Origin of the sequence: Amycolatopsis sp. NBC_00348, assembly GCF_036114655.1 — a bacterium.
Lineage (GTDB): Bacteria > Actinomycetota > Actinomycetes > Mycobacteriales > Pseudonocardiaceae > Amycolatopsis.
The window spans coordinates 5,999,893-6,019,517 of record NZ_CP107994.1 but is presented as its reverse complement, the minus strand read 5'-3'; the positions used below and the strand labels follow the sequence as shown (position 1 = coordinate 6,019,517).

Sequence of the window (19,625 nt, the reverse complement as noted above, 5' to 3'; positions counted from 1 at the left end):
GATGGCAGACGGGGTACCACGATCGGGGCACGGCTCAGTCCGGCAACGCGATGGGCGCGATGTCGGCGAATCCGTCACCCGGGCCGGGGTTCGCGGGATCCGTCTCGCCGCCCAGGTGGTGCAGCACGCCCCACACCGCGTTGAGCGCCGTCTGCACCGCGCCCTCGGCCCAGCCCGCCGTCCACGAGACGTCGTCGCCCGCGAGGAACAGGCCGCGGTAGCGCGGCGGCAGCGAGTCCTGCACGAAGTGCGTGAAGAGCCGGTGCTGGTAGCGGTAGTGGCCGGGCAGGTTGGCCTTGAACGCGCCCATGAAGTGCGGCTCGGCCTCCCACGACACCGTCACCGGGTCGCCGATGATGTGGCGCCGGACGTCGACGCCGGGGTAGATCTCGCGCAGCGACTGCAGCATCACCTCGACGCGCTCGCCGACGGTCAGCGGCAGCCACTTCAGCGAGTCGTCGGCCCACGTGTAGGACAGGCAGATCACGGCGGGCGCGGCCGGGTCGTCGCCGAGCAGGTAGGTGCCGCGTGGCATCCGGTCGGTGAGCGTCATGCTCATCGTGTCGCGCCCGGTCACCGGGTCCGGGTCCAGCCAGAACGGCCGGTCCACCGGCACGAACACCTTCGACGACTCCATGTAGTGCGTGCGCTCGATCGCCGTCCAGTGGTCGATCGGGAACAGCGCTTCGTCGCATTCGATCTTCGACAGCAGCATCCAGCTCTGCGCGGTGAACACCGCGGCGGGGAACGTCCGGATGCGGCCGTGGGCGTCGGTCACCGTGATGTTGTTCGGCGCGGTGCGGTGCAGCCGCGTGACGCCGGGGTTCGGCCGGCCGCCGTGCAGGGTGCTCAGGCTCGTCCCGGCCGGCCAGAACGCCATTTCGGCGGGCGTGTGCTCCCAGAGCCGCTGCGGCAGCTGCTGGCTGCCGCCGACGATGCTGCGGTGCTCGTCGTCGGCGCCGGTGTAGACCACGCGCAGGATTTCCAGGATGGAGTTGGGGAAGTCCGTGTCCCAGCCACCGGTACCGAAGCCGACCTGGCCGAAGATCTCGCGGTTGCGGAAGGAGGCGAACGCGGGCGAGTCGCAGAGGAAGCCGTAGAACGTCTGGTTGTCCAGCTTCGGGACCAGCTCGTTCCACAGCCGTTTGATCGTCTTCGCGTCGCGGTCGCGGATCGCCGTCTGCATCTCGGCGAACGACGCGTGCTCGCCCAGCGTCCGGTCCCACGCGGCGGCGACCTCGGCGAACACCGCGGGCAGGTCGGCCGGCGTCCGCGCGTAGTGGCTCTCGCCCTTGAGGTCGACGACGGTGCTCGGCGTCTCCGGCGCGAGGGGGTTCGGGAACGGCGTCGTGGCCAGCCCGACCTTGTCGATGTAGTGGTAGAGCGCGGTCGACGCGGGCGGGAAGCGCATCGCGCCCATCTCCGCGACGACGTCGTCCGGGCAGCCCGGGAAGCGCACGCTGCGCAGCCGGCCGCCGATCTCGGCGATCTCGTAGACGACCGGGCGCAGGCCGAGCTTCATCAGCTCGTACGCCGTGACGACGCCGGAAAGGCCGCCGCCGATGACGGCGACGTCGGTGCCGTGCCGCTCGGGCGGCACCGAGCCGAGGCCCGCGGGGTGGGCGAGGTAGTCGTCGTAGGCGAACGGGAAGTCGGGGCCGAACATCGTGATCGGGCGGCCCGCCGGCTCGTCGTGGTGGATCGCGGTCGGGACAGCGGAGGTCATGCGGTGGTTCCTCGGTACAGTTCGGGCCGGCGGTCGGCCAGGTGGGTGTTCTCGAGCCGGGACGCGACGAGCGCGTCCCGGGTGACGTCGGCGTGGATCAGCCCGGGTCCGGCGCCCGCGCGGGCCAGCACTTCGCCGGTCGGCGCGACCACGCAGGACCGGCCGCAGTAGGTCAGCTCCCGCTCGGTGTCGCACCGGTTGGCGTAGGCGACGAACAGCTGGCTTTCGTAGGCCCGCGCGGGCACCAGCGTGTCGGCGACCAGCTCGTACGGGCTCATCAGCGCGGTCGGCACGACCAGCAGCTCGGTGCCGGCCAGCGTGTGCGCCCGCACCATTTCCGGGAACTCGACGTCGTAGCAGATCAGCAGCCCGACGCGGACGCCGTCGAGGTCGGCCTGCACCACGGCTTCGGTGCCCGGGGTGAACCAGTCCTTGTCGATCTCGCCGAACAGGTGCGTCTTGCGGTAGTTCGCCAGCCGTCGTCCGGTGCCATCGATCAGCTGGACGCTGTTGTAGACGTGCTCGCCCGCGGACTCCGGGTAGCCGTAGGCCAGCGCGACGCCGGTTTCCCGGGCCAGCGCGGACATCCGGGCCGCGGTCGGCCCGTCGGCCGGCTCGGCGAGCTCGTGCGTGCGCGCGCCGATGTGGTAGCCGGTGGTGATCATCTCGGCCGCGACGACGAGGTCGGCGCCGGCCGCCGCGACGGCGCCGGGCAGCTCGGCGAACGGCCCCTGGTGGACGGCGACCCTCATGACAGCCGCGACTTCCGGATGCCGTAACCGAAGTAGATCACCAGGCCCAGCAGCATCCAGGCACCGAAGACGACCCAGGTGGCGCCGTCGAGGCTGAACATCATGTACCCGCAGCACAGCACGCCGAGCAGCGGCGTGACCGGCGAGAACGGCACGCGGAACGTGCGCGGGGTGTCCGGCTGACGCCGCCGCAGCAGCAGGACGGCGATGTTGACCAGGCCGAACGCGAAGAGCGTGCCGATGCTGGTGGCGTCGGCCAGCTTGCCCAGCGGGATGAACGCGGCGAGCACGGCCACGAAGCCGGACACGACCAGCGTGTTGGTCCGCGGCGCGCCGGTCTTGGCGTCCACTGTGGACAGCGCCTTCGGGACGAGGCCGTCGCGGGACATCGCGAACAGGATGCGCGTCTGCCCGTAGAGGACGGTCAGCACGACGCTGGAGATCGCCACGATCGCGCCGACGGCCAGCAGCGCGGCCCACAGCTTGTTGTCCGACACCGCCGAAAGCACGTGCGAGAGCGCGGCTTCCTGGCCGTCGAACTGCTGCCACGGCAGCGCGCCGACGGCGGCCACGGCGACCAGGCAGTACAGCACCGTGACGATGACGAGCGAGAGCAGGATCGCGCGCGGCAGGTCGCGCTGCGGGTTCTTCGCCTCCTCGCCGGCGGTCGACGCGGCGTCGAAACCGATGTAGGAGAAGAACAGCTTCGCGCCGCCGGCGCTCATCCCGGCCAGCCCGAGCGGCAGGAACGGCGAGAAGTTCTTGGCCTGCACGGCCGTGAACGCGATCACGCAGAAAAGCACCAGCGTCGCGATCTTGACGGCGACCATGATCGTGTTGGCCCGCGCGCTCTCCTTCGCCCCCGACAGCAGCAGCACCATCGCGAGCAGCACGACGACGATGGCCGGCACGTTGACGATCCCGCCCGAGCCGGGCGGCTGGCTCAGCGCGTCCGGGATGGCGAACCCGAAGACCAGCCGCAGCAGTTCGTTGAGGTACTGGCCCCAGCCGACGGCGACCGACGCCACCGAGACGCCGTATTCGAGGATCAGGCACCAGCCGCAGACCCAGGCGACGAGCTCGCCGAGCGTGGCGTAGGCGTAGGAGTAGGACGAACCGGACAGCGGGATCATGCCGGCGAGCTCGGCGTAGGACAGGGCGGAGAACAGCGCGGTGATCCCGGCGAGCACGAACGACAGCACGACCGACGGCCCGGCCACCGGGACCGCTTCGCCGAGCACGACGAAGATCCCGCTGCCCAGCGTCGCGCCGATGCTCAGCGTGGTGAGCTGCCCGAGGCCGAGCGACCGCTTCAACGTGCCATGATCACTTTCGGCGATCAGGTCGGCGACCGGTTTCCGCCGCACCGTCGCGGCTCGCAGAGTCATGCCGACGACCGTATCCGCCGCCGCGGAAGCGCAAAACAGGAGAACATTGCGCGTAAAGATGAATCACAGGTGATTCAATGCACAACATGCGCGATTCGTGGCGAATCATTCCACCGGGATTCGGCGGTCACGGCGGGCTGGACGCGGGCAGGAGCAGGGTGAACGTCGGCGGGGACGGCAGGCTCAGGCGCAGCCGGCCACCCTCGGCTTCGGCGAGGCTGCGCGCCAGCCGCAGGCCGATGCCGTGGCCGCTCGGCGCGCTCGCGAACGGGTCGGTCTCGCCGAGGTCCGGGCCTTCGTCGGCGACGTCGATGGCCAGCGCGTCGCCGGCGTCGCGGGCCAGCACGGTGACCGTGCCGCGTCCGTGCGTCACGGCGTTGTCCAGCAGCACGCCGAGCACCTGCCGGACCGCGGCGGCGGCCGCGCGGGCCGGTGGCGGGTCGTCCCGGACGATCCGCAGCTTCCGCCCGTGCGGCGCGAGCAGCGCGTCCCCGGCTTGGCGGACCTCGTCGAGCAGGACGTCGAGCGCCAGCTCGGCCCGCGGCGCCCGCCGTTCCCGGCCCAGGGCCAGGAGGTCCTCGATGGTGCGTTCCAGCCGGTCGGCGGAGGCGATCCCGGCGCGGATCGCCGCGTGCGGGTCGCTCTCCGGCGTCTCCAGCGCGGCTTCGAGCTGCAGCCGCAACCCGGTCAACGGCGTCCGCAACTGGTGGGACGCCTCCGCGGAGAACGCGCGCTCGCGCTCCAGCGTCTCGCCGATGCGGGTCGCGGTGGCGTCGAGCGCCTCGCCGACCTGGTCGATCTCCGCGATCCCGGCCCGCGGGGCGCGGGCGGTGAAGTCGCCGTCGCCGAGCCGCTCGGCCGCGGCGGCCAGCTCCTCCAGCGGCCGGACCAGCCGGGACGTGGCCCGCCGGGCCATCAGCCGGCTCGCCCCGATCGCCACCACCGCGAGCGCCGCCATGGCGAGCCAGGTCAGCCCGACCCGCAGGTAGAGGTCGGACACCGGCAGCGCGGCGCGGACGACGCCGATCGTGCGCGTCCCGTTGACCACCGGGACGGCCAGCACCACTTCGCCGTCCTGACGGCCGGTGACGACGTCCTCGGTGGCCTTCGCCGCCTGCCGTTCGATCGAGCCGCCGACGGCCGGCCCCTGCCCGGCGAGCAGCCGCCCGTCCGGCGCGTAGACGCCGACCGCGCCCTCGGCCTCGTCACCCTCCCGCGGCGGCACGACCGGCGGCAGCCCGGCGTTCAGCTCGTGGGCGACGGCCAGCGCGGCGGCGTCGGCGGCGCGCTCCAGGTCCGACGTCGTGTCGTCGCGGTAGTACTGCATCACGGCCACGCCCAGCGGGAGCGCGAACAGGACGGTCGCCACCAGCGCGGCCAGCACCGTCAGGGAGATGATCCGGCGGCGCACGGCTACCGCTGCGCCCCGGTCCGCGCGGGGTCCTCCAGGCGGTAGCCGTGCCCGCGCAGGGTGGCGATCAGCGGGACGTCAGCCCCGGCGCCGGCGGCCGCGGCGAGCTTGCGGCGCACGGCCGCGATGTGCACGTCGAGCGTCTTCGTCGAGCCGTACCAGTGCGCGTCCCAGACCTCGGCCATCAGCGTCTCGCGGCTGACCGCGACGCCGGGCTGCTCGGCCAGCCGGGCCAGCAGGTCGAACTCCTTCGCGCGCAGCACCACCTCGTGCCCGTTGACGCTGGTCCGGCGCCCGGCGATGTCGACGGTGAGGCCGCCGACGGTCACCGGCGGCCGGGCCGTGGCGGGCGCGCCGCGGCGCAGGTGCGCCCGCACCCGGGCCAGCAGCTCGCCCAGCCGGATCGGCTTGGTGAGGTAGTCGTCGGCCCCGGCGTCCAGGCCGACGACGACGTCCATCTCCTCCTGCCGGGCGGTGAGGATGACCAGCACCGCCGCGGGCAGCGCGGACCGCAGCCGGCGGCAGACCTCGACGCCGTCCAGGTCGGGCAGGCCGAGATCGAGCAGGACGAGGTCGAACTCACCGCCGTCGGCGGCCTGCAACGCGGTGCGGCCGTCGCGCCGCCAGGACACCTGGTAACCGTGCAGTCGCAGAGTTGATTCGAGCACGCTGCCGATCGCGGCGTCGTCCTCCACCACCAGCAGGTTCGGCATGCCGGAAGCGTAACCGGACGGCCGCCGAACCACGTCAGGGCTGGTCGGGGCGGGTGCCGAAGCCGATCCGGGTGATCCGCCGCGCGGCCGCCGTCACCGACGCGCCGAACCCGGCGGCCCGCGGCCCGGTGAGCCGCGTGGTCGGCCCGGTGATCGCGAGCGCGGCGAGCACCCGCCCGTCGGCGTCGTGCACCGGCGCGGCGACGCTGGACGCCCCGGCCTCCGGTTCGCCGTGGCTGGTCTCGGCGCCGCCGGCCGCGCCCGCGTCGAGCACCAGGCCCGCCGCGCCGCACGTCAGCGGCAGCTCGTCACCCACGCGGCCCACGTGCCGGATGCCCTGCGGGCCCTCCTGCTGGGCGACGCAGACGAGCACCGTCGTGCTGCGGACGTAGAGCCCGGCCGTCTCGCCGCACTCCAGCGCCAGTTCGCGCAAGACCTGGCGGACCGGTTCGGGCAGCTGCCACGCGGTGTTCGCCAGCGTGGCCCAGCGCAGCAGGCCCGGCCCGACGGTGACCCGGCCGTCCGGGCGCGTCCAGAGCAGGCCGCGCTGCTCGCAGGTGGCGACCAGGCGCAGCACGGTCGTCTTGGCCAGGCCGCTCGCCGCGGTGAGGTCCTTGACGGCCCAGGTGCGGTGGCGTTCGGTGAACAGCGCGAGCAGGTCGAAGGTGCGCAGCACACTCCGGACCGCGCCGTCGTCGCTCTGCTGGTCCGTCACCGAGCGACCCCCGTCCGCCTGATGGACTCGAGGCTACCGGCGGCCGGACGTCTCAGGCCACGTACCGCTCGAACGCCGCGATGGTCTCGGCGAGCACCTCCGCACCCGGCCGGGCCCACAGGTCGCCGTTGAACACCTCGACCTCGATCGGGCCGGTGTAGCCCGCGGCCTCGACGCGGGCGCGCAGGTGCCGGTGGTCGATGGGGCCGTCGCCCGGCAGCGCGCGGCCCAGCAGCGGGTCGGGCAGCGGCACGAGGACGTCGCAGACGTGGAACCCGGCGATCCGCCCGGCGGCCGCGGCGATCGACTCCTCGATCCGCGGGTCCCACCAGACGTGGAACTCGTCGACGATCACCCCGACCTGCTCGGCCGGGTGCTCGAGCGCGATGGCCAGCGCTTGGTCCACTGTGGACAGCACGGACCGGTCGGCGCACTGCATCGGGTGCAGCGGCTCCAGGCCGAGGCGCACCCCGCGTGCCCCGGCGTAGGGCGCCAGCTCGCCGACGGCGTCCGCGACGCGCTGCCGGGACGCTGTGAGGTCGTTGCCCGCGACGCCGCCGACCACCAGCACGAGGACGTCGGCGCCCAGCGCGGCGGCTTCGTCGATCGCCTCCCGCGTCTGCGCCACACCGTCCACAGGGGACCCTTCGGGCGTCACGCCGGTGAAGAACCCGCCACGGCACAAGGAAGAGACGCGGACGCCGTGCTCCTTCAGCAGGCGCGCGGCTTCGTCAACGCCGGTCTCGGCGACCTTGTCGCGCCACAGGCCGATCCAGCCGACGCCCGCTTCCGCGCACCCGGCGACGGCCTCGGGCAGCGACCAGGCCTTGGTGGTGATCTGGTTGAGGCTGAGCCGCTCGTCCATCACGCCACCCCGGCGGCCAGCAGCAGCGGCCGCATCCGGGCCACGGCCAGGTCGGGGTCGGCCAGCACGCCAGCCTCGTCGGCGAGGCGCAGCAGGGTGGCGAGGTGCGTGATGGTGCGCGCCGACTCCTGGCCGGCGATCATCCGGAAGTGGTCCTGGTGCCCGTTGAGGTAGGCGAGGAAGACGACGCCGGTCTTGTAGTGCCGGGTCGGCGCGCGGAAGATCTCGCGGGCCAGCGGCACGGTCGGATCGAGCAGCGCGGCGAACCCGGCGCGGTCACCGTCGTCGAGCCGGGCGAGCGCGGCCCCGGCGACCGGCGCGATGGGGTCGAAGATCCCGAGCAGGGCCTCGCTGTGCCCGTGTTCGTCGCCCGCGATGAGCTCGGGGTAGTGGAAGTCGTCGCCGGTGTAGCACCGCACACCGGCCGGCAGCGCCCGCCGGAACTCCGTCTCGACGGCGGCGTCGAGCACGGACACCTTCACCCCCGCGACGGTGCCGGCGTGCTCGGCGCAGAGCGCACCGAGCTCCCGCGCCGCGGCGCGGACGTCGTCGTGGCCCCAGTAGCCGGCCAGTGCGGGGTCGAACTGCTCACCCAGCCAGTGCAGCAGGACGGGCCCGCCGGCCTCGGACAGCAGCTTGCCGTAGGCCGCGTGGTAGTCACCGGGCCCGGAAGCCGCCGCGGCAAGCGCCCGGCTGGCCATCACGACCGGCACCGCGCCGGCGCCCCCGACCAGGTCGAGCTGCTCCCGCCAGGCGTCCACAATGGACGCGATATTGGTCGGCCCATCGGCCAGCTGATCGGTACCGACGCCGGCGACCCAAGGCCGCCCGTTCGCGGCCGCGCCGGTCCGGGTGACCAGTTCGCGGGTGGTCGCCCAATCCAGACCCATGCCACGCTGCGCGGTGTCCATCGCGTCGGCGACGCCGAGTCCGCTGGCCCAGAGGTGCTCGCGGAAAGCCAGCGTCGCGTCCCAATCGACGGCGTAGGGCTCGTCGGCCAGCGCGTCGGCCACAACGTGCGCGGCGGCGTAGGCGACCCGAGAGGTCGGAGGTGCGGACGGCGGCGCGGGCGGTCGCGGCCCGCCCGGCGACCACGTCGTGAGCTCGCCGCCGGGGGTGGGGAGCACGAGCACGGGAACCTCCGGAGTCGTCGTCAGAAAGCGCTTTCTCGCCGACTACGGTAGGGCCTGCACGAGGGCGCGACAAGGCCTGCCCGGTGAGCGCTCGGGGTGGGAGGAGATTCTCGTGGCGCGAGTTCGGCGGCTCGGCTGGCCTGTTCGTTCGGGGCCTGGGGGATGAGTAGTGCTTCTTGCGGCGCGACTTCGCTGGCTCGGTTGGCCGGTTCGGTCTGGGTCTGAGGGGGATGAGCGGTGCTTCTTGCGGCGCGACTTCGCTGGCTCGGTTGGCCGGTTCGGTCTGGGTCTGAGGGATGAGCGGTGCTTCTCGCGGCGCGATTCGATGGCTCGGCCGGGCCGTCGGGTCAGCGCTTGGGGCGGGCGGTGCATTCGTGCAGCACGATTCGTGCGGCCCGGCCGGTCGGCGCTCGAGCGTGTGCTCTCGCGCGGGGTGATTCGCCGGTTCGCCCGGCTTGTCCGGTCAGCGTTCGGGTGGGGTGGCGCTTTCTCCAAGCGCGATTTCGGCGACTCGGCCGCCGATTCGGTCGGCGTCTGGGCGCGCGATGTTTCGCGACGTGAATGCGCGGGCTCGGCCGCCCCGTTCGGCCTGCGCTGGGCGGCGATGGCTCTCGCGGCGTGAATTCGCCGGCCCATTCGGTCGGTGTGGGGGAGCGTGCGGTGCTCTCGCGCCGACCGACCCGGCCGGAGCTTGGGGCGTGCGGCATGACTCCGGCGGCTCGGTTGAGCCGTTGGGTCAGCGCTTGGGGCGGGCGGTGCTCTCGCGCAGTACTACTTCGCCGGCCAAGCGGATCGTCCTTGGGCGGCTGGCGCTGCCGCCCTTGATGGCCAGGTCCATTGCTCGCTCGCCCAGTTCCTCCAGTGGGAGCCGGACGGTGGTGAGGGCTGGGGCCAGGTCGCGGACTACCGGGATGTCGTCGAAGCCCGCCAGGGAGATGTCGCCGGGGACGGACAAGCCCGCCTCGCGCAATGCCGTCATCGCGCCGATCGCCATCACGTCCGTGACGGCGAAGATGCAGGTGGGCAGCTTGCGCTTGCGGCCGGCCAGCAGCTGCTTGGTCGCCTCGTAACCGCCGTCGCGGGTGAACGCGCCCTCGACGACGTCGTCCTCGCGCAGGTCTATGCCGTGCGCGGCCAGGCCGTCGGTGAAGCCGGCCAGCCGGTCGATGACCGTGCTCAGGCGGCGCGGGCCGGCCAGTACGGCGAAGCGTTTGTGGCCGAGGCCGACCAGCGCGTTCGCCAGCTCGGCGGCGCCGCCCTTGTTGTCCGGCTGGACCGTGTCGATCTTGAGTCCGCGGTGGCGGCTGACCGCCGCTACCTGGCCGCCGCCCCGGCGGTAGGGCTCCAGCTCCGCGGCCATCGCGCGCTCCCACGCCCGGTCCTCGAACGCCGAGCCGATCAGCAGGATGGCCGCGGCCCGCTGTGCGCGCAGCGTCGAGACGTAGGCGACCTCGCGATCCGGGTCGCGGAACGTGCCGGCCAGCATCACCAGCAGCCCGTTGTCCGTGGCCACCCGCATCACCCCGCCCGCGATGGCGGCGAAGTACGGGTCGCTGACGTCGTGGCAGATCACCCCGACCGTCCGGTGCGTGCCGCCGGCGAGGGCCTGCGCGTGGGCGTTCGGGGCGTAGGCCAGCTCGGCCGCCGCGGCCGAGACCCGCTCCCGCAGGTCGGCGCGGACGGACGCGGTGCCGTTGAGCACCCGCGACGCCGTCGCGAGCGAGACGTTCGCGCTGCGTGCGACGTCTTCGAGCGTCACGTGCGGCCGGGCCTTCATGGATCCTCCAAGATCGGTCTCGGGCGTGCGGCCCGCATACCCTGCTCGTCGGCCGGGGCGGTGCCGGCGGCGTGCTGCCGGACCGGGGCGACGGGAACGCAATCTACTGGGGAGGAGTGCGGGAACCGAGAGGGTAAGCCCGCTCCGGTTCGCCCAGGTGGTCCGGGTGGTGGTCACAGCCTCGACGCCGGTCGGAATTTACCCCGATCGAGTGACGCGGCTCCGGGGAAGATCGACGGCGGGCCGGGTGTTGGACACCAGGAGAACCACGACGTGGTGAGTTCGCCACGCCCCGAAGATCACGAGAGGAACACCGCATGCTGTTCGGTGACGAGCACGTCCGCCGCTACGAGGAGACCGATGGAGAGGTCGGGCACGAGTGGCGGGACGGCGTCCCGGCACTGGTGCTGACCACCACCGGCCGCAAGACCGGCCAGGAGCGGAAGTTCGCCCTCATCTACCAGGAGGTGGAGGGCGACGCGGTGATCGTCGCCTCCAAGGGCGGCGCGCCGAACCACCCCGGCTGGTACTTCAACCTCCTCGAGCACCCCGAGGTCGGCGTCCAGGTGAAGGCCGACAAGTACCGGGCCCGCGCCCGCACGGCCTCCGGCGAGGAGCGCGCGAAGCTGTGGGACGCGCTCGCCGCCGTCTGGCCGGACTACAACGAGTACGCGAAGAAGACCGACCGCGAGATCCCCGTCGTGGTGCTCGAGCGGCTGTGATCTGCGCCGCGTTCCGGGCGTGACCGGGGCGATCCGGCCGGTCGTCGGCTACGAATTACGTCCATGACCGACCGCTGGACCGCCCTCGACCTCGAGGGTGAGCTGCTCACCCGACGCCAGATGATCGCCTACGGCCGGCGCTTCGCCCGCGCCGGCCGGGGCGCCTGGTACAGCTTCGCGATCGAGGTGGTCTGGCAGTTCCTCGTCCAGACCACCCGGTTCCGGGTGCGGGGCTCGGGGAACATCCCGAAGACCGGCGGGGTGCTGGTGGCCTCCAACCACCTGTCGTTCGCCGACCCGACGACGCTGACCGCGTTCTGCCTCGCCGCCGGCCGCGTGCCGCGGTACCTGGCCAAAGCCTCCCTGTGGAACCTCCCGGTGGTCCGTTCGGTGATGCGTTCCGGGCGGCACATCCCGGTCTACCGCGGCGCCGCGACGGCGTCCGAGGCCTTCCGCGACGCCGTCGCGTCCGTGAAGGCCGGCGAGTGCGTCGCGATCTTCCCGGAGGCGACGTTCTCGAAGGACCCCGCCGGCTGGCCGATGCGCGGCAAGACCGGCGTCGCCCGGATCGCGCTGGAGACCGGCGCGCCGGTGATCCCGGTGGCCAACTGGGGGACGCACCGCCTGCTGCCGGCCACCGCGTGGTTCCCCCGCGGCCTGCCGCGCAAGACCGTCGAGCTGGTCGCCGGGCCGCCGGTCGACCTGTCCGACCTCGCCGGCCGCGAGCTGACCCGCGCGGTGCTCGAGGAGGCGACGGCCCGCATCATGGCGGCGGTGACCGACCTGCTCGCGACGCTGCGCGGCGAGCGCCCGCCGGTCGCCGCCTGAGGCCCGGGTCACCCCGCCGGGCGGGGCGCCGAAGGGTAGTTTCGGAAGCATGAGTGCACAACACTTCGATGTCGTCGTGCTGGGAGCCGGGGTAGGTGGCTACGTCGCGGCGATCCGGGCGTCCCAGCTGGGGCTGAGCGCCGCCGTGGTCGAGGAGAAGTACTGGGGTGGGGTCTGCCTGAACGTCGGGTGCATCCCGTCGAAGGCGTTGCTGCGCAACGCCGAACTGGCGCACGTGGTGACGCAGGAGGCGAAGGCGTTCGGCATCTCGTCCGACAGCCCGATCCGCGTCGACTACACGGCCGCCTACGAGCGGAGCCGCAAGGTCGCGGACGGGCGCGTCAAGGGCGTGCACTTCCTGATGAAGAAGAACAAGATCACCGAGTTCGACGGGCACGGCACGTTCGTCGACGACCACACCCTCGAGGTGAACGGCTCGCAGGTGACCTTCGACCACTGCGTCATCGCGACGGGCGCGACGACGAAGCTGCTGCCGGGCACCTCGCGCAGCTCGCGGGTCGTGACCTACGAAGAGCAGATCCTCTCCAGCGAGCTGCCGTCGAGCATCATCATCGCCGGGGCCGGCGCGATCGGCGTCGAGTTCGCCTACGTGCTGCACAACTACGGGGTCGACGTCACGATCGTCGAGTTCCTCGACCGGATGGTCCCGCTGGAGGACGCCGAGGTGTCGGCGGAGCTGGCCAAGCGGTACCGCAAGCTCGGCATCAAGGTGCTGACCTCGACCCGGGTCGAGTCGATCGACGAGTCGGACGCGTCGGTGCACGTGACGGTGTCGTCGGAGAAGGACGGCAAGCAGGTCCTCGAAGCGGACAAGGTCCTGCAGGCGATCGGCTTCCAGCCGCGGGTCGAGGGTTACGGCCTGGACAAGACGGGCGTCGCCCTGACCGACCGCGGCGCCATCGCCATCGACGGCCGAGGGCGCACGAACGTCGACCACATCTTCGCGATCGGCGACGTGACGGCGAAGCTGATGCTGGCGCACGCGTCCGAGTCGATGGGCGTGGTGGCGGCGGAGACGATCGCGGGCGCCGAGACGATGGAGCTCGACTTCCCGATGATCCCGCGCGCGACGTACTGCCAGCCGCAGATCGCGAGCTTCGGGTGGACCGAAGAGCAGGCGCGCGAGAAGGGCTACGACGTCAAGGTGGCGAAGTTTCCCTTCACCGCGAACGGCAAGGCGCAGGGCCTCGGTGACGCGGGTGGGTTCGTCAAGCTGATCAGCGACGCGAAGTACGGCGAGCTGATCGGCGGTCACCTCATCGGGCCGGACGTCACGGAGCTGCTGCCGGAGCTGACGCTGGCGCAGCAATGGGACCTGACGGTGCACGAGGTTTCGCGCAACGTGCACGCGCACCCGACGCTGGGTGAAGCGGTGAAGGAAGCCTTGCACGGCCTCGCGGGGCACATGATCAACATGTAGGTCGCCGCCTGCCCTGGGCCGCGGTCGCGGGTCGGGGCGGACGGGGGTCTCGGTGGTCCGGGTCTGAGCCATGTCCCGCACGCTACGAACGGGCACCGACAGTTTCGGTGGGGGCGAGGGGTGGCGGACCTCGATCGGCCTCGGAAACTGTTGCGGCACAACGAAATCCTCGATCGGGTGAAAGGTCTCGGGCGGACAGGTCGGCATCTCGCCGCCGGGTTCGTGACGCAGACCGTGTGAACGTCTTGACCTCCAGGTAGCTCGAAGTATCAAGCTGAGGGCCGACAACCTGGAGGGAATCATGAAAGCCGCAGCCTTCACCGAGTTCGGTGGGCCCGAGGTGCTGAGGGTCCTCGATCTGCCCGAGCCGCACGCGGGGCCCGGGCAGGTCAGGGTGCGCGTGAAAGCCGCCGGTGTGCAGCCCTACGACGCCGCCGTGCGAGCCGGGTGGGAGCCGCCGGGTCTCAAGCTCACCTGGCCGCGGGTGCCCGGGAACGAGTTCGCCGGGATCGTCGATGAAAGCGATTCCGACATGGCGGTGGGCACCGAGGTGCTCGGGTTCACCGCGGTCCAGGCCGCCGCCGAGTTCATCGTCGTGCCCGCTTCCGACGTCACGCCGAAGCCGCCGGAGATGCCGTGGGAGGTGGCCGGCGGGTTCACCGCGGGGACGCAGACCGCGTCGATCGCCCTGGAAGCGTTGCAGGTCCAGGAAGGCGAGACGCTGCTCGTGCACGGCGCCGCCGGGGCTGTCGGGACCGCGGCTGTGCAGCTCGCGCGGCTCAAGGGCGCCACGGTGGTCGGGACGGCGAGTGCGGCCAACCAGGACTACGTCCGTGAGCTGGGTGCGACCGCCGTCGTCTACGGCGACGGGCTCAAGGCGCGCATCGAGGCCGCCGCGTCACAGGGCATCGACGTCGTGCTCGACGGGGCCGGTGGGCCCGCGCTCGACTTGTCCCTCGAACTGGTGAAGCGGCGCGACCGGATCCTGACGCTCGTCGAGCACGGGAAAGCGGCGGGGCTCGGCGTGCTCGTCTCGAAGTCCGGACGCTCTGCCGCGCGTCTCGCCGAGCTGGCCGCGCTGTACGCGAAGGGCGACTTGCGCTTCCTCGTGCGCCGCGCTTACCCGTTCACCGAGGCCGCCGCGGCCCACCGTGAAATCGAGACCGGGCACGGCCGGGGAAAAATTGTTCTCACGTTTCCTTGATCGTTCCACGATGTGGACGGCTGGACGTTCCCGACTTTGGTCGCTGGACCGGTGATCGGTCACTCCTTAGATTCTCCCCATTACACCCGGTCGGGTGTCATTCGGTCGAGCGGCCGAGTACCACAGGGAGAAATCGATGGTGAGATTCAGCCGGGTCGCCGCGCACGCGGTTCCACTGACGGTCGGCGCCTTGCTGTTGTCGACGGGGGTCGCCGTGGCCCAGCCGTCCACGGTGGACGCCGCGACCGCGCGCACCGAGGCGGGCATCAGCGCGCTGCAGAGCATCAAGAAGAGCCTGACCCCGGCCGAGCGCAAGCAATCGAGCCAACTGGTCGTCGAGAAGCGGTTGCGTGCCGACCATTCCCTGGCCGCGAAGCTGCCGGAATACCGCTCCGGCGTCGGCGTGAGTGGCGCCGGCACCGTCTCGGTCGACATCGCCACCCGCGACCAGGCCGTCGCGAACGCCGTCAAGGCGGCGGGTGGCACCGTCCGCTACGCCGCGCCGGACGCCGTCCGCGCCGAGCTGCCGCTGTCCGCTTTGGACGCGATCTCCGGCCGCGCCGACGTCACCGAGGTCAAGCCCGCCGCCCAAGCCACGACCTGGAGCGAGCCGGGCAACCGCGACCTGCGCCAGGCACTCGCCGCGAAGGCCCCGGCCGCGACCCAGGTGTCCGAAGGGGACAAAGCGCACGGCACCGACACCGCCCGCACCACCTACGGCGTCAGCGGCTCCGGCGTGAAGGTCTGCGTGCTCTCCGACGGCGTCGACTCGCTGGCGAAGTCGCAGACGGCCGGCGAGCTGCCGACCGTCGAAGTCCTGTCCGGCCAGAAGGGCAGCGGCGACGAGGGCACCGCGATGCTCGAAATCGTCCACGACCTCGCGCCCAACGCCACCCTCGGCTTCGCGACGGCGTTCACCAGCGAAGCGAGCTTCGCCGCGAACATCCGCGCGCTGCGCACCACGAGCCACTGCCAGATCATCGTCGACGACGTCTCCTACTTCGACGAGTCGCCGTTCCAGGACACCCAGGTCGCGCAGGCCGTCAACGACGTCACCGCGGCCGGCGTCCTCTACTTCTCCTCGGCCGGCAACTCGGGCAACGCGACCGACGGCACCAGCGGCTACTACGAGGGCGACTTCCGCGCGTCCTCGACGAAGATCAGCGGCGTCACCGGCACCCCGCACGACTTCGACCCCAGCACCACCACGCAGAACTTCGACGCGCTTTCGGCGGGCTCGCTCGGCAAGCCGGTGACGCTGTTCTGGTCGGACCCGTGGGGTCGCTCCGCCAACGACTACGACCTGTTCATCCTGAACTCCGCGGGCAGCGTCGTGGCCTCCAGCGAGAACGGCCAGTCCGGCTCGCAGAACCCGTACGAGATCGCGAACGTGCCGGCCACCGGCTCCGGCTACAAGGTCGCCGTGGTCAAGTACAGCGGCGCCGACCGCTTCATCGCGCTCAACGTGATCCGCGGCCGGTTCGTCGCCTCGGGCTCGCTCAAGGCGTTCAGCACCAACGGTGTCACGAACGGCCACTCGGCCGCGGCGAGCGCGTTCAGCGTGGCGGCGGCCCCGGCGGCGGGCGCGTTCACCCGGCCGCTGGAGACCGGTGACCCGGCGAACCCGGCCGGCCCGTACCCCGGCGTGTTCACCGCGTCGAGCAAGTGGGAGCGGTTCTCCTCCGACGGCAAGCGGCACCTGTTCTACAACGCCGACGGCACCGCGATCACCGCGGGCAACGTGTCCTCGACCGGCGGCACGACGCGCACCAAGCCGGACATCACGGCGGCCGACGGCGTCTCGACCTCGGTGACGGGCTTCCAGCCGTTCTTCGGGACGTCGGCGGCGGCCCCGCACGCGGCGGCCATCGCGGCGCTGCTGCTCTCGGGCAAGCCGACGGCGACCCCGGCGCAGATCCGCAGCGCGCTGGTGTCGAGCGCGATCGACCTGGGCACGCCCGGGTTCGACACGGTGACCGGCAACGGCCTGATCATGACGGGCCCGGCGCTCGCCGCGCTCGGGGTCCAGCCGAAGTAGTTCTTCCTTCGCGAACGGGCCCGGCACTCGCCGGGCCCGTTCGTTTAGGGTCGGCGGCATGGTGAAGACGGCGGTGGTGACCGGGGCCGGATCGGGCATCGGGCGGGCGGTGGCGCGAGCGCTGCTCGACGAGGGCTTCGAGGTCGCGCTCGCCGGGCGGCGGGCCGACGCGCTGGCCGAGACGGCGGAAGGGCGCGAAACCGCGCTCGTCGTGCCCACCGACGTCGCCGACGAGGACTCCGTCAAGGCCCTCTTCAACGCCGTCCGCGACCGCTGGGGACGGCTCGACCTGCTGGTCAACAACGCCGGGATCGGCGCGGCCGGCACCGTCGCCGACTTGTCTGTCGCGGACTGGAAGCGCACCGTCGACGTCAACCTCACCGGGATGTTCCTCTGCGCCCAGCAGGCCGTGCTGCTGATGAAGGAGCAGGACCCGCGCGGCGGCCGGATCGTCAACAACGGCTCGATCTCCGCGCACGTGCCGCGGCCCGCGAGCGTCGCCTACACCGCCACCAAGCACGCCGTCACCGGCCTGACCAGGTCGATCTCGCTCGACGGCCGGGCCTGGAACGTCGCCTGCGGGCAGATCGACATCGGCAACGCCGCCACCGAGATGACCGAGCGGATGGCCGCCGGCATCCCGCAGGCCGACGGCCGGATCGTCGCGGAGCCGACGTTCGACGTCCGGCACGTCGCCGACGCGGTCGTCTACATGGCCGGGCTGCCGCTCGACACGAACGTCCAGTTCCTGACGATCACCGCGACGACCATGCCGTTCATCGGCCGCGGTTAGGGGATCACCCGGGCTTTGCGGAACTCGTCGAAGAGCCGGTAGAACATCTGCTCCGTCTCGACGTAGGTGTGGAAGCCCGCGCGGCGCGCCTTCGACGTGTCGGCGAACACGTCGTAGTCCCAGCCGAACACGAAGTCGCCGAACGCCCAGGAGGCCGAGACGTCCGCGTAGGACGCCGTGAGGCCGTGCTTCGCCGCCATCGACGTCCACAGTGGACCCTTGTCGGCCATCACGTCGGACAGTGACATCCGCAGCGGGGGCGCGACGTCGAGGTCGAAGTAGGCGGCCAGCTTCGGCCAGAGCTCGCGCCAGCGGAACAGGTCGCCGTTCGCGATGTTGAACGCGCCGCGCTGCCCGGTCGCCCAGACCGTCGCGCCGGCCAGGAGGTCCGCGTCCGTCATCTCCAGGAGGCTGTCGTAGGCGCCGGGCTTGCCCGGGAACCGCAGCGGCAGGCCGAGTTCCTTCGAGATCGACGCGTAGACCGCGATCACCAGCGCGAGGTTCATCGGGTTGCCCAGCGCGGTGCCGCCGACGACCGACGGCCGGATCGCCGACCACGTCCACGGCCCCTGCCGCCGCTCCAGGACCTGCTGCTGGTCGACGTTGAACTCGGGCGGCATGTGCCCGGCGTCGGACTCGCGGGCCGGCGTCTTGAACGGGCCGAGGTGCGCGCCGTAGACCTTGTAGCCCTGCATCAGGCTGACGTGTTCGAGGGCGGCCGGCGCCAGGGCGTCGACGAGGTTGGTCAGCATCGCCACGTTCGGCGCGACCAGCTCGGCCCACGTCGGTTTGTCCTGGTAGGCGGCGTAGAACAGGTGGGTCGTACTGGTCAGCTCGCCGACCTTCGCCCGGGTGTCGGCCGGGTCGAGCAGGTCGACGGCGACGTTTCCGGGGCCGCCGCGTCGCGACAGGCCGACGACGTCCCAACCGCCGGCCGCCCGCAGGTGCTCGATCAGGTTCCGGCCGATGATCCCGTTGGCCCCCGCGACCAGGGCTGTCTTCGTTTCCATGACATCCAGGCTGGTCCGGCGCGTGAGATAAGTCCAAGGCTTAGTTTTCAGGCCAGCGATAAGCTGTGGTCATGACGAGTCTCCGGCAGCTCGAGTACCTGGTCACGGTGGTCGACACCGGGTCGTTCACGCGCGCGGCGGAGCAGCTGCACGTGACGCAGCCCGCGTTGTCGCACCAGATGCGGGCCCTGGAGCAGGGCCTCGGCGGGCCGCTGCTCGAACGGCTGCCGCGCGCCGTCCGGCTCACGCCGATGGGCCGGGCGATGCTGCCGCACGCGCGGGCGGCACTGGCCGACGCCGAACGAGCCCGCTGCGCCGCGCGGCTCGCGTCCGGCACGACGGCGGGAGAACTGCAGGTCGCGACGGTGTACTCGGTGAGCCTCGGCGTGCTGCCGCCCGCGTTGCGCGTGTGGCGGCGCGACCGGCCCGACGTCGACGTCCGGCTGATCGAGTTCCGGCACGCCGACGAGCTGCGGGACGCGATGGCCGCGGGCGAGGCCGACGTCGCGCTCGGGCCGGTGCCGTCGGACTGGCCGGGGCCGGTGCGGCCGCTGGGGGTCGAGGAGTTCGTCGTCGTGCTGCCCGCCGACGGCGCTGCGGAGGACGACCCGGCCGGGGTGGTCGACCTGGCCACGCTCGCCGGCTGCGCGTGGGTGCACTACGCGCCGGGCAACGGCCTGGCCGAGCTGGTCGACGCGGCCTGCGCGGCGGCGGGGTTCCGCCCGCGCGCGGCGGTCCGCACCGAGCAGACGGCGGCCGCCCCGATCCTCGCGGCGGCGGGCCTCGGCCCCGCACTGGTCCCGGCGAACGTCCTCCCGGCGCGGTTCGACGGCCGGGTGCTGCGGCCGGCCGTGCCGGTGCGGCGGACGCTTGCCGCGTACACCCGGGCGGCGCCGGATCCGCTGACGGCGGCGTTCATCGAGACCCTGGTCGCGCACGCGACGGTCTGACCGACTCAAGCGAAGACGCGGATCAGGATCAGGACGAGAACAATCGCTCCGACAAGGCAGGCCGAGAGGAGCCAAGCATTCATCCTCTTGCGGGAGCGCGGCGAATCGTCTCGCGCGGCTTCCCACGAGCTGCCGCGGTTCGTCTGTTCGCGATGGGCT

The 19,625-nt window shown here is 72.1% G+C and carries 17 protein-coding genes; 7 read left to right on the top strand and 10 right to left on the bottom strand.

What is annotated here, in order from left to right; all coding sequences use genetic code 11:
* Positions 1-34: 34 nt before the first annotated feature.
* The 9 genes from OHS58_RS25900 to OHS58_RS25860 form a co-directional block, all read right to left on the bottom strand.
* Entirely contained in the window at positions 35-1,726 is a 1,692-nt protein-coding gene (locus tag OHS58_RS25900; RefSeq protein WP_328644282.1) for a flavin monoamine oxidase family protein, read from the bottom strand.
* Positions 1,723-2,478, bottom strand: a complete 756-nt coding sequence (locus OHS58_RS25895; protein WP_328644281.1) for a carbon-nitrogen hydrolase family protein — start codon at positions 2,476-2,478, stop codon at positions 1,723-1,725. The genes OHS58_RS25900 and OHS58_RS25895 overlap by 4 nt, the downstream gene beginning before the upstream one ends.
* On the bottom strand, positions 2,475-3,866 hold the full coding sequence (locus OHS58_RS25890) for an amino acid permease (protein WP_326943541.1): 1,392 nt from the start codon (positions 3,864-3,866) through the stop codon (positions 2,475-2,477). Before OHS58_RS25890 ends, OHS58_RS25895 begins: the two co-directional genes overlap by 4 nt.
* Before the next feature lie 127 nt (positions 3,867-3,993).
* Positions 3,994-5,277 (bottom strand): sensor histidine kinase, encoded by a 1,284-nt coding sequence (locus tag OHS58_RS25885; RefSeq protein WP_328644280.1) that lies wholly within the window; start codon positions 5,275-5,277, stop codon positions 3,994-3,996.
* Between the two features lie 2 nt (positions 5,278-5,279).
* Positions 5,280-5,990: a response regulator transcription factor gene (locus OHS58_RS25880; RefSeq protein WP_328644279.1), complete on the bottom strand. Its 711-nt coding sequence runs from the start codon at positions 5,988-5,990 to the stop codon at positions 5,280-5,282.
* Positions 5,991-6,024: 34 nt separating this feature from the next.
* Positions 6,025-6,705: an IclR family transcriptional regulator gene (locus tag OHS58_RS25875; RefSeq protein ID WP_247055683.1), complete on the bottom strand. Its 681-nt coding sequence runs from the start codon at positions 6,703-6,705 to the stop codon at positions 6,025-6,027.
* Positions 6,706-6,757: 52 nt separating this feature from the next.
* Positions 6,758-7,570, bottom strand: coding sequence for a sugar phosphate isomerase/epimerase family protein (locus tag OHS58_RS25870; protein WP_328644278.1), 813 nt, complete (start codon positions 7,568-7,570; stop codon positions 6,758-6,760).
* Positions 7,570-8,703, bottom strand: a complete 1,134-nt coding sequence (locus tag OHS58_RS25865) for a DUF993 family protein (protein WP_328644277.1) — start codon at positions 8,701-8,703, stop codon at positions 7,570-7,572. Before OHS58_RS25865 ends, OHS58_RS25870 begins: the two co-directional genes overlap by 1 nt.
* A gap of 736 nt (positions 8,704-9,439) precedes the next feature.
* Positions 9,440-10,480 carry a LacI family DNA-binding transcriptional regulator gene (locus tag OHS58_RS25860; protein ID WP_328644276.1) on the bottom strand — a complete coding sequence of 347 codons (1,041 nt, stop codon included), beginning with the start codon at positions 10,478-10,480 and terminating at the stop codon, positions 9,440-9,442.
* A gap of 317 nt (positions 10,481-10,797) precedes the next feature.
* Here OHS58_RS25860 and OHS58_RS25855 point away from each other — a divergent pair, with 317 nt between their 5' ends.
* From OHS58_RS25855 to OHS58_RS25830, 6 genes are all read left to right on the top strand, one after another.
* Positions 10,798-11,202, top strand: coding sequence for a nitroreductase family deazaflavin-dependent oxidoreductase (locus tag OHS58_RS25855; RefSeq protein ID WP_247055676.1), 405 nt, complete (start codon positions 10,798-10,800; stop codon positions 11,200-11,202).
* 63 nt (positions 11,203-11,265) lie between these two features.
* Positions 11,266-12,030, top strand: coding sequence for a lysophospholipid acyltransferase family protein (locus OHS58_RS25850; protein WP_247055674.1), 765 nt, complete (start codon positions 11,266-11,268; stop codon positions 12,028-12,030).
* A 49-nt stretch (positions 12,031-12,079) separates the two neighbouring features.
* Complete coding sequence (lpdA, locus tag OHS58_RS25845; RefSeq protein ID WP_326959116.1) at positions 12,080-13,471, top strand: dihydrolipoyl dehydrogenase; 1,392 nt, start codon at positions 12,080-12,082, stop codon at positions 13,469-13,471.
* A gap of 301 nt (positions 13,472-13,772) precedes the next feature.
* On the top strand, positions 13,773-14,675 hold the full coding sequence (locus tag OHS58_RS25840) for an NADP-dependent oxidoreductase (RefSeq protein ID WP_328644275.1): 903 nt from the start codon (positions 13,773-13,775) through the stop codon (positions 14,673-14,675).
* 136 nt (positions 14,676-14,811) lie between these two features.
* Entirely contained in the window at positions 14,812-16,713 is a 1,902-nt protein-coding gene (locus OHS58_RS25835; RefSeq protein ID WP_328644274.1) for a S8 family serine peptidase, read from the top strand.
* Between the two features lie 58 nt (positions 16,714-16,771).
* Entirely contained in the window at positions 16,772-17,506 is a 735-nt protein-coding gene (locus OHS58_RS25830; protein ID WP_328644273.1) for an SDR family oxidoreductase, read from the top strand.
* Here the strand turns inward: OHS58_RS25830 and OHS58_RS25825 are convergent.
* Positions 17,503-18,516 carry an SDR family oxidoreductase gene (locus OHS58_RS25825; protein WP_328644272.1) on the bottom strand — a complete coding sequence of 338 codons (1,014 nt, stop codon included), beginning with the start codon at positions 18,514-18,516 and terminating at the stop codon, positions 17,503-17,505. The genes OHS58_RS25830 and OHS58_RS25825 overlap by 4 nt on opposite strands.
* A gap of 71 nt (positions 18,517-18,587) precedes the next feature.
* Between OHS58_RS25825 and OHS58_RS25820 the strand changes: the two genes are divergently transcribed.
* Positions 18,588-19,466 (top strand): LysR family transcriptional regulator, encoded by an 879-nt coding sequence (locus OHS58_RS25820; protein WP_328644271.1) that lies wholly within the window; start codon positions 18,588-18,590, stop codon positions 19,464-19,466.
* The last annotated feature ends 159 nt before the right edge of the window (positions 19,467-19,625 follow it).

Excerpts from the sequence above, each read along its gene's own strand:
- OHS58_RS25855 (WP_247055676.1), top strand. The coding sequence starts at position 10,798 with ATGCTGTTCGGTGACGAGCACGTCCGCCGCTACGAGGAGACCGATGGA.
- OHS58_RS25825 (WP_328644272.1), bottom strand. The coding sequence starts at position 18,516 with ATGGAAACGAAGACAGCCCTGGTCGCGGGGGCCAACGGGATCATCGGC.
- OHS58_RS25860 (WP_328644276.1), bottom strand. The coding sequence starts at position 10,480 with ATGAAGGCCCGGCCGCACGTGACGCTCGAAGACGTCGCACGCAGCGCG.
- OHS58_RS25895 (WP_328644281.1), bottom strand. The coding sequence starts at position 2,478 with ATGAGGGTCGCCGTCCACCAGGGGCCGTTCGCCGAGCTGCCCGGCGCC.
- OHS58_RS25880 (WP_328644279.1), bottom strand. The coding sequence starts at position 5,990 with ATGCCGAACCTGCTGGTGGTGGAGGACGACGCCGCGATCGGCAGCGTG.
- OHS58_RS25890 (WP_326943541.1), bottom strand. The coding sequence starts at position 3,866 with ATGACTCTGCGAGCCGCGACGGTGCGGCGGAAACCGGTCGCCGACCTG.
- OHS58_RS25835 (WP_328644274.1), top strand. The coding sequence starts at position 14,812 with ATGGTGAGATTCAGCCGGGTCGCCGCGCACGCGGTTCCACTGACGGTC.
- OHS58_RS25820 (WP_328644271.1), top strand. The coding sequence starts at position 18,588 with ATGACGAGTCTCCGGCAGCTCGAGTACCTGGTCACGGTGGTCGACACC.
- OHS58_RS25870 (WP_328644278.1), bottom strand. The coding sequence starts at position 7,570 with ATGGACGAGCGGCTCAGCCTCAACCAGATCACCACCAAGGCCTGGTCG.
- OHS58_RS25840 (WP_328644275.1), top strand. The coding sequence starts at position 13,773 with ATGAAAGCCGCAGCCTTCACCGAGTTCGGTGGGCCCGAGGTGCTGAGG.
- OHS58_RS25830 (WP_328644273.1), top strand. The coding sequence starts at position 16,772 with ATGGTGAAGACGGCGGTGGTGACCGGGGCCGGATCGGGCATCGGGCGG.
- OHS58_RS25850 (WP_247055674.1), top strand. The coding sequence starts at position 11,266 with ATGACCGACCGCTGGACCGCCCTCGACCTCGAGGGTGAGCTGCTCACC.
- OHS58_RS25900 (WP_328644282.1), bottom strand. The coding sequence starts at position 1,726 with ATGACCTCCGCTGTCCCGACCGCGATCCACCACGACGAGCCGGCGGGC.
- lpdA (WP_326959116.1), top strand. The coding sequence starts at position 12,080 with ATGAGTGCACAACACTTCGATGTCGTCGTGCTGGGAGCCGGGGTAGGT.